7 protein-coding genes are annotated in these 7,961 nt (G+C 73.3%); 5 read left to right on the forward strand and 2 right to left on the reverse strand.

Annotated elements, in window-relative coordinates:
* Window positions 1–16 precede the first annotated feature (16 nt).
* Window positions 17–802 (forward strand): SDR family NAD(P)-dependent oxidoreductase, encoded by a 786-nt coding sequence (locus tag ACFU9A_RS00115; protein WP_430573224.1) that lies wholly within the window; start codon window positions 17–19, stop codon window positions 800–802.
* A gap of 48 nt (window positions 803–850) precedes the next feature.
* Here ACFU9A_RS00115 and ACFU9A_RS00120 read toward each other — a convergent pair whose 3' ends face one another.
* Together ACFU9A_RS00120 and ACFU9A_RS00125 are read right to left on the reverse strand one after the other, a co-directional pair.
* The gene (locus ACFU9A_RS00120; protein ID WP_430573225.1) at window positions 851–1,399 is read right to left on the reverse strand and encodes a hypothetical protein; all 549 of its coding nucleotides are present in this window, start codon (window positions 1,397–1,399) and stop codon (window positions 851–853) included.
* 150 nt (window positions 1,400–1,549) lie between these two features.
* Complete coding sequence (locus ACFU9A_RS00125) at window positions 1,550–2,761, reverse strand: ROK family transcriptional regulator (protein WP_430573226.1); 1,212 nt, start codon at window positions 2,759–2,761, stop codon at window positions 1,550–1,552.
* 193 nt (window positions 2,762–2,954) lie between these two features.
* Here ACFU9A_RS00125 and ACFU9A_RS00130 point away from each other — a divergent pair, with 193 nt between their 5' ends.
* From ACFU9A_RS00130 to ACFU9A_RS00145, 4 genes are all read left to right on the forward strand, one after another.
* The gene (locus ACFU9A_RS00130; RefSeq protein WP_430573227.1) at window positions 2,955–4,220 is read left to right on the forward strand and encodes an ABC transporter substrate-binding protein; all 1,266 of its coding nucleotides are present in this window, start codon (window positions 2,955–2,957) and stop codon (window positions 4,218–4,220) included.
* A gap of 62 nt (window positions 4,221–4,282) precedes the next feature.
* A complete protein-coding gene (locus tag ACFU9A_RS00135) occupies window positions 4,283–5,209 on the forward strand; it encodes a carbohydrate ABC transporter permease (RefSeq protein WP_430573228.1) in 927 nt (308 codons plus the stop codon).
* Window positions 5,209–6,099: a carbohydrate ABC transporter permease gene (locus ACFU9A_RS00140; RefSeq protein WP_430573229.1), complete on the forward strand. Its 891-nt coding sequence runs from the start codon at window positions 5,209–5,211 to the stop codon at window positions 6,097–6,099. The genes ACFU9A_RS00135 and ACFU9A_RS00140 overlap by 1 nt, the downstream gene beginning before the upstream one ends.
* A gap of 58 nt (window positions 6,100–6,157) precedes the next feature.
* The gene (locus tag ACFU9A_RS00145; RefSeq protein WP_430573230.1) at window positions 6,158–7,834 is read left to right on the forward strand and encodes a glycoside hydrolase family 13 protein; all 1,677 of its coding nucleotides are present in this window, start codon (window positions 6,158–6,160) and stop codon (window positions 7,832–7,834) included.
* Window positions 7,835–7,961: the final 127 nt, after the last annotated feature.

Genomic DNA, 7,961 nt, shown 5'->3' on the forward strand with positions numbered 1-7,961 from the left:
CGTGAAGGAGACGACCATGAACCGTTACGACGGACGCCGGGTGCTGGTGACCGGGGCGGGCTCGGGCATCGGGCAGGCCACGGTGCTGCGGATGCTCGCGGAGGGCGGCCGCGTCGTCGGCGCCGACGTCAGCGAGGCCGGCCTGGCCGACACCGTCGAGAAGGCCGGCGACCACGCCGACCGCCTCGACGTCCGCACCATGGACATCGCCGACGAGGGGTCCGTCCGGGCCGGCGTCGCCACCGCCGTCGAGCGCCTCGGCGGCCTGGACGCGCTGGTCAACGCCGCGGGCATCCTGCGCTCGTCGCACACCGAGCAGACCACGCTGGAGAGCTTCGAGCAGGTGGTGCGCGTCAACCTCGTCGGCACGTTCCTCGTGATCCGCGAGGCCGTCCCCGCCCTGCTGGAGGGCCGGGGGTCGGCCGTCGTGAGCTTCAGCTCGACGTCCGCGGCGTTCGCCCACCCGTACATGGCCGCCTACGCCGCCAGCAAGGGCGGGGTGCAGTCCATGACGCACGCGCTCGCCGCCGAGTACGCCGGCCGCGGCATCCGGTTCACCGCCGTGCAGCCGGGGTCCATCTCCTCCGGCATGACCGACGGCTCCGGAGCCAGCCGCCAGAGCATGGGGCCAGGCCTGCCCGAGGACGCCGACATGCGCCTGTTCGCCAAGCTGCAGCCCGCGCTCGGCAGCGGCTTCGCCGGGCCGGAGACCGTCGCGTCGGTCGTCGCGATGCTCGCCAGCGACGACGGCGCGTTCATCACCGGCACCGAGGTCCGCATCGACGGCGGCACCCACTTCTGACCGCGGCCCCCGTCGCCTCCGCGAGGTGACCCGCGGAGGCGGCCCGGGTCAGTCGTCGTCGCCGTCGTCCTCGCCGAGGTGGGCGACGTGCGCGTGCCGGTCGTGCTTGACGAACACGCGCAGCTCGACGTCGCGGCCGTCGGCCTGCTCCGCCAGCACGCGGTCGACGGTGCCGCCCTCGCGACGGGCGGCCTCGGCGATCACGTCCGCGTGCTCCTCGGTCGCGCCCGACGCCCACGTGCCGCGGTCCGCGAGGACGCTGCTCGCGTCGTCGGCGCCGCCGGCGGTCAGGTCGGCGCCGGTGAGCGCCTCCACCTGGGCGCGGTCGAGCGTGATCACGGTCTGGTGGTCGTCGGCGTAGCGCACCGTGTACGGCGCGGCCGCGCCCCCGCCCGCAATGTCGCCGTCGGCGGCGTCCTGCGCCGCGCCCGCCGCCCCGTCGGCCGGGGCGGTGGCGGCCGGCGACGCCGCCGGGTCGTCGTCGAAACCGGCGCGGTCGGGGGCGCCGCAGCCCGCCAGGGCCAGGCCCGTCGCGAGCACGCCGGCGACCAGGATCGCCGGGCGCCGGGTCGACGGGCGCGCGGGTGCGTGCGTCATCGGGGGTCTCCTCAGCAGTCGGTTCCGACCGCCACCCTACGAAGGGGATCCCAGGATCTCGGGGCGAACGGGCCGATGGTGGCCGCCGTCACCGGTGCGTCCGGTCACACGCGCCCGCGCGGCGGCGCGGCGGCGCGGGCCGGGCCCGCGTCAGGCGCCGCTCGGCAGGGTGCGGTCGAGCGCCCGCGCGCGGACGTGCTCGACGGCGAGGCGCAGCGCGCCGGTGCGCACCACGTCCGGACCCAGGTCGGAGACCATGACCTCCACCGCCGGGTCGTGCAGGTGGTCCGGGAGGAGCCCGCGGGCCCGCTCGACCATCGGGCCGAGCGCGGGCGCCATCGCCCCCGTGACGATCACCCGGTCCAGGTCCAGCAGCCCCGACAGGACGGCGCACACCCGCGCGAGGCGGTCGGCGAGGCCGTCGACGACCTGCCGCGCGACGGCGTCCCCCGCCGCCGCGGCCTCGAGCACCCGCTCCGCGTCGAGGAGGTCGCGCGGGACGTCGGCCAGCACGCTGCCCGCCGCGCCGTCGGAGTCCAGGAGGCGGCGCGCCTCGTCCCGGGCCAGCGCGCCCAGCCCGTCGCTGGACCCCACGCCCTCGACCAGGTCGAGGATCCGCATCTCGCCGATCGCCCCGCGCGGCCCCCGCCGCAGGGCGCCGTCCAGCACGATCCCCGCACCGATCCGCTCCCCCACGAGGAGCGCGGCGTACGCGGCGGCGCCGTCACCGTGCTCGGCCTCCGCGACGGCGGCGAGGTTCGCGTCGTTCTCGACGACGACGTCCCAGCCGCGGGCCGCGAAGAGGTCGCCCAGGCCGGGGTTCATCAGCGCCCAGAACGGGTTGCGCGCGCCCGCCGGCACCCCGCCCGTCGCCACCGGCGCGGGGACCCCCAGCACCGCGGCGGCCACGGCCCGGCCGTCGCGGCCGGACCGGGCGACCGCCGCGTCCACGGCGTCGCGGACCGTCGCCCGGCGCGCGTCGGCGTCGCTCGCCGGGTCCACCTGCACGGCCTCCTCGGCGAGCACGCGGCCGTGCAGGTCCGCGACCGCCGCGGACACGCGGTGCTGCCCCGCGTCGACGCCCACGACGAGCGCCGCGTCCGGACGGAAGGCGTAGCGCAGCGCCGGGCGCCCCTTCGTGTACGCGCCGGCGGCGCGGGCGTCGTCGAGCTCGACGAGCCAGCCCCGGTCCATGAGCTCCCGGCACAGGGCCAGCACGGTGGAGCGCGCCAGACCGGTGGCCGCGATGAGGTCGCTGGCCGTCACCGGCTCCCCGTCCCAGACCTCCTGCAGCACGCGCTCGGCGTTGAGCCGCCGCACCAGGTGCGTCGAGGGCGTCGTGGCCTCCGGGCCGTTCGTCATGGCGCTCCGCCTCGCGTCGTGGTCCATCCCGGCGCCGGACCGCCGGGGCGGTTGATTCTAGGCCGAGATTTTCTCGCCCCGGGGGGTTGACCCCTCGGGCACCCGGGTGAGACGGTGCTCGTCGGATTAAATTTCGGCACAACATTTAGTACCGAAATGTATCCGGATCGAGCTTCTCGACGAAAGGACGACGGTGTCTGAGGAACCGAGACGTGTGGTGCGCGGGGTCGCCGTGGCGACGGGGCTGGCCCTGGTCGGCAGCCTCCTCGCGGGGTGCGGCGCCGACGGCGCCGAGACCGTCCGCTTCACGTTCAGCAAGCGCGAGGCGATCCCCTACATGACCCAGGTCGTGGCCGACTACAACGCGTCGCAGGACGACGTCCGCGTGGAGCTCGACACCTCGGGCGTCGACGTCGTGTCCGCGAGCTTCGTGCGCGGCAACCCGCCCGACCTCATGCTCGCGAACTACAACATGGAGGTCGCGCGGTTCGTGGACCGCTGCACGCTCAGCGACCTGGGCGGCACCGAGGCCGCGAGCCGGATCCGCCCGGACCTGCAGCCCCTCATGGACCAGTACGGCCGCTGCGACGGCCGCACCAGCGCCCTGCCCTACTCGGTGATGGCGGCCTCCGTCATCTACAACAAGGACGTCTTCGCCGCGCACGACCTCCAGGTGCCGCAGACCTGGAGCGAGCTCCTCGACGTGGCCGAGACGCTCCGGGAGGCGGGCGTGACGCCGTTCTACGGCACGTTCAAGGACGACTGGACCGTGGCGCAGGGGTGGTTCGACTACGCCGTCGGCGGCCAGGTCGACACCATCGACTTCTTCGACCGTCTCGCGGCCGAGGGCGCCGACGTCGGCCCGCGCTCGGACGTCTCGTTCGAGAAGGACTTCAGCCGCCCCCTCGAGCAGATGACGCAGCTCACGGGCTTCGCGAACGACGACGCCGACAGCCGCGGGTACGGCGACGGCAACCTCGCCTTCGCCCAGGGGAAGGCCGCGATGTACCTCCAGGGGCCGTGGGCCTTCAGCGAGATCGCCAAGACCGCGCCGGACCTCGACCTCGGCACCTTCCCCCTGCCCATGACGGACGACCCCGCCGACCTCAAGGTGCGCGTCAACGTCGACCTCGCGGCGATCATCCCCGACGGCTCGCGGCACCCGGAGGCCGCCCGCGACTTCCTCGAGTACCTCTACCGGCCCGAGATCATCGAGGGCTACAACGAGTCGCAGCTCGGCTACACCCCGACGAAGGACGCGCCGCCGCCCTCGGACCCGCGCCTCGCGGGCATGACGGAGTACTACGACGACGGGCGGGTCTACCAGGGCGCCTCGGTGCTCGTGCCCAAGACGATCCCGGTCATGGCCTACACCCAGGGGATCGCGTTCGGCGCCGACGCCGGCGCCACGATGCGCACCCTCGACACGGACTGGGCGCGCCTGGCCCGGCGCCAGTAGCGCACCCCGCCGGCAGAGCCCGACGTCAGCGAGCCACGAGCGGAACGAAGGAGTCCTTGCTCATGCCCACCCTCACCACGACCGCGCCGGGCGTGCCCGCCCCGGCGCCCGCACGTCCGGCGCCACGCCGCGCCCGACGGACCGAACCGATCTACTACCTCTTCCTGCTGCCGAGCCTCGTGCTGTTCACCCTGGCGATCCCGGTCCCCGCGGTCGTCGGCATCTTCTTCAGCTTCACGAACTCGGTCGGCATCGGCGACTGGGACTTCGTCGGCCTCACCAACTACGCGGTCGCGTTCAGCGACCCCGCCATCCTGCGCAGCTACCTGTTCACGTTCGGGTTCTCGCTGGTCACGGTGCTGGTCGTCAACGTCGTCGCGTTCTTCCTGGCGGTCGGGCTGACCTCCCGCATCCGGCTGAAGGTGGGGCTGCGGGCCGTCTTCGTCATCCCGATGGTCGTCTCGGGCATCATCATCGCGTACGTCTTCAACTTCCTGTTCTCGAACTCCCTGCCCGCCGCCGGGCAGGCGCTCGGGATCCCCTTCCTGGAGACGAGCCTGCTGGCCAACCCCGACCTGGCCTGGCTCGCGATCGTCCTCGTGACGGCGTGGCAGGCCGTCCCCGGCACCCTGCTCATCTACATCGCCGGCCTGCTGGCCATCCCCGGCGACGTGTACGAGGCGGCCGAGATCGACGGCGCGACCCGGGCGCAGCGCATCACGCGGATCACGCTGCCGCTGATGGCCGGGTACGTGGTCATCAACGTCATCCTCGGCTTCAAGAACTTCCTCAACGCCTACGACATCATCGTCGGCCTCACGAACGGCGGGCCCGGCACGGCCACCCGGAGCATCGCGATGACCATCATCACCGGGTTCAACGGCGGCGACTACGCCTACCAGATGGCCAACGCGACGATCTTCTTCGTCGTCACGGTGCTGATCGCCTTCCTCCAGCTCTCGGTCACCCGCGGAAGGAACTCCCTCTGATGGCCACCCTCACCGCACCGACCTCCGGCACCCGGCGAGCCGCCGCCGGGCGCCCCCTGCGCCGGACGCACGAACGACGGAACGTCTCGGGCACCCTGCTCCTCCTGCTGTGCTCGGTGACCGTGCTGCTGCCGCTGTACGTCACGGTCTCGATGGCGTTCAAGACCACGGGCCAGGCCGTGGACGGCAACGCGTTCTCGCTGCCGGCGCCGTTCGACGTGCAGGGCTTCGTCCAGGCCTGGCAGCTCACCGAGTTCCCCGTCGGCCTCGCGGTGTCGCTGCTCGTGACGGCGGGCACGGTCGCCGCGACGATCCTGCTGGCGGCCGTCGCGTCGTTCGCGATCATGCGCAACTGGCACCGGCGCCTGTTCCGCTGGTCGTTCTTCTACCTGCTCGGCGCGATGTTCATCCCGTTCCCGGTGGTCGCGCTGCCGCAGATCCAGCTCACCGGGCGCCTCGGCCTCGACAACCCGCTCGGCGTCGTCGTGCTCGCCACGATGTTCCAGCTGAGCTTCAGCGTGCTGCTGTTCACGGCGTTCCTCCGGTCGATCCCCCTGGAGCTCGAGGAGAGCGCCCGCATCGACGGCGCGACCACGTGGCAGACGTTCTGGCGCCTGATCTTCCCGCTCCTGGCACCCATGAGCGCCACCGTCGGGATCTTCGCGTTCCTCTACGCCTGGAACGACTTCATGATGCCGTCGCTCATCATCTCCGACCCCGGGCTCCAGACGCTGCCGGTGCGCCAGCAGCTGTTCCAGACCCAGTTCAGCAACAACTACAACGTCTCCTTCGCCTCGTACCTCATGGCGATGGCTCCGGCGATCGTCGCGTACCTGTTCACGCAGCGCTGGGTGATGGAAGGCGTCACCCAGGGTGCCGTGAAGGGCTGACCTCGCCGCACACCTCCATCCCGCACCAGGACCGCACCACCGAAGAAGGGCATCACCCATGAGCGACCTGCTCGACGTCCCCGCCCGCACCACCGAGGGCTCCGACGCCACCTGGTGGCGCCAGGCCGCCGTCTACCAGATCTACCCGCGCAGCTTCGCGGACTCCGACGGCGACGGCATCGGCAACCTGCGCGGCATCACGTCCCGCGTGGACTACCTGGCCGCCCTCGGGATCGACGCCGTGTGGCTCAGCCCGTTCTACCCGTCCGCGCTGGCCGACGGCGGGTACGACGTCGCCGACTACCGCGACGTCGACCCGAAGATCGGCACGCTCGCCGACTTCGACGAGATGGTCGCGGCACTGCACGGCGCGGGGATCCGCGTCGTCGTCGACATCGTCCCCAACCACACCTCGAACCTGCACGCGTGGTTCGCCGAGGCGCTCGCCGCCCCGAAGGGCTCGGCCGCCCGCGACCGCTACCTCTTCCGCGACGGGCTCGGCGAGCACGGCGAGCTGCCGCCCGCGGACTGGACCTCCACCTTCGGCGGCCCCGCCTGGGAGCCGGTGGGCGACGGGCAGTGGTACTTCCACCACTTCGCCGTCGAGCAGCCGGACCTCAACTGGGACAACCCCGAGGTGCGGGAGGACTTCCTGCGCACGCTGCGCTTCTGGTCCGACCGCGGCGTGGACGGCTTCCGCATCGACGTGGCTCACATGCTCACCAAGGACCTGCCCGCGCCGGGCGAGCCGCTGCCGTCGCAGGCCGAGCTCGAGGCGCTGCCGCGCGACGGGCAGCACCCGCTGTTCGACCGCGACGACGTGCACGACGTGTACGCCGGGTGGCGCGAGGTCTTCGACGCCTACGACCCGCCCCGCACCGCCGTCGCCGAGGCGTGGGTGGGCTCCGCCGAGCGCCGCGCGCGGTACGCGAGCCAGGACGGGCTGGGGCAGGCGTTCAACTTCGACCTGCTCGAGGCCGACTTCGACGCCGGGCAGTTCCGCCGCATCATCACGGACAACCTGGAGCTCGCCGCCGCGTCGGGCTCGTCGACCACCTGGGTCTTCTCCAACCACGACGTGGTGCGGCACGCCACCCGCTACGGCCTGGCCCCCCGCGGGGACGACCGGCGCAAGGGCGGCACGGACTGGCTGCTCGCCGGCGGGCCGGAGGACCAGCTCGACCGCGCGTCCGGCCTGGCGAAGGCCCGCGCCGCGACCCTGCTGGAGCTGGCGCTGCCCGGCTCGTCGTACCTGTACCAGGGCGAGGAGCTCGGCCTGCACGAGGTCGCGGACATCCCCGACGACGAGCGCCAGGACCCGACCTTCTTCCGCAACCGGGGCGTCGAGGTCGGCCGCGACGGCTGCCGCGTGCCGCTCCCGTGGACGGCGGACGGGCCGTCGCTCGGCTTCGGCGACGGGCCGGCGCACCTGCCGCAGCCGGCCTGGTTCGCCGAGCACGCCGCCGACGCCCAGGACGGGGTGGAGGGCGCCACGCTGACCCTGTACCGCACGGCGCTCGGCCTGCGTCGCCGGCTGCAGACGGGCGAGGAGCTCGAGTGGCTCGAGCCGGGCTCGCCGGACGTCCTCGCGTTCCGCCGCCCGAACGGCTGGACCAGCGTCACCAACTTCGGGACGGCCCCCGTGCCGCTGCCCGCGGGCCGGGTGCTGCTCTCCAGCGGCCCGCTGGCCGACGGCGCGCTGCCCGGCGGCACCACCGCCTGGCTCCAGGCCTGACACCACCCGCCGGGGGGGGGGGGGGGGCGCGGGGGCGGCCGACGCCGGCTCCACAGAGCTCACGCCCCCACACTCCCTCCGAGCGGAGAGTAACGCCACCCCACCCGAGCAAATGAGCCAAAAGAAG

Source organism: Isoptericola sp. NPDC057653 (assembly GCF_042799955.1).
In the GTDB taxonomy this organism is placed as follows: domain Bacteria; phylum Actinomycetota; class Actinomycetes; order Actinomycetales; family Cellulomonadaceae; genus Isoptericola.

Bases quoted from the DNA above. Each gene is read 5' to 3' on its own strand.
- ACFU9A_RS00115 (WP_430573224.1), top strand. From the start codon at position 17: ATGAACCGTTACGACGGACGCCGGGTGCTGGTGACCGGGGCGGGCTCG.
- ACFU9A_RS00120 (WP_430573225.1), bottom strand. From the start codon at position 1,399: ATGACGCACGCACCCGCGCGCCCGTCGACCCGGCGCCCGGCGATCCTG.
- ACFU9A_RS00125 (WP_430573226.1), bottom strand. From the start codon at position 2,761: ATGACGAACGGCCCGGAGGCCACGACGCCCTCGACGCACCTGGTGCGG.
- ACFU9A_RS00135 (WP_430573228.1), top strand. From the start codon at position 4,283: ATGCCCACCCTCACCACGACCGCGCCGGGCGTGCCCGCCCCGGCGCCC.
- ACFU9A_RS00140 (WP_430573229.1), top strand. From the start codon at position 5,209: ATGGCCACCCTCACCGCACCGACCTCCGGCACCCGGCGAGCCGCCGCC.
- ACFU9A_RS00145 (WP_430573230.1), top strand. From the start codon at position 6,158: ATGAGCGACCTGCTCGACGTCCCCGCCCGCACCACCGAGGGCTCCGAC.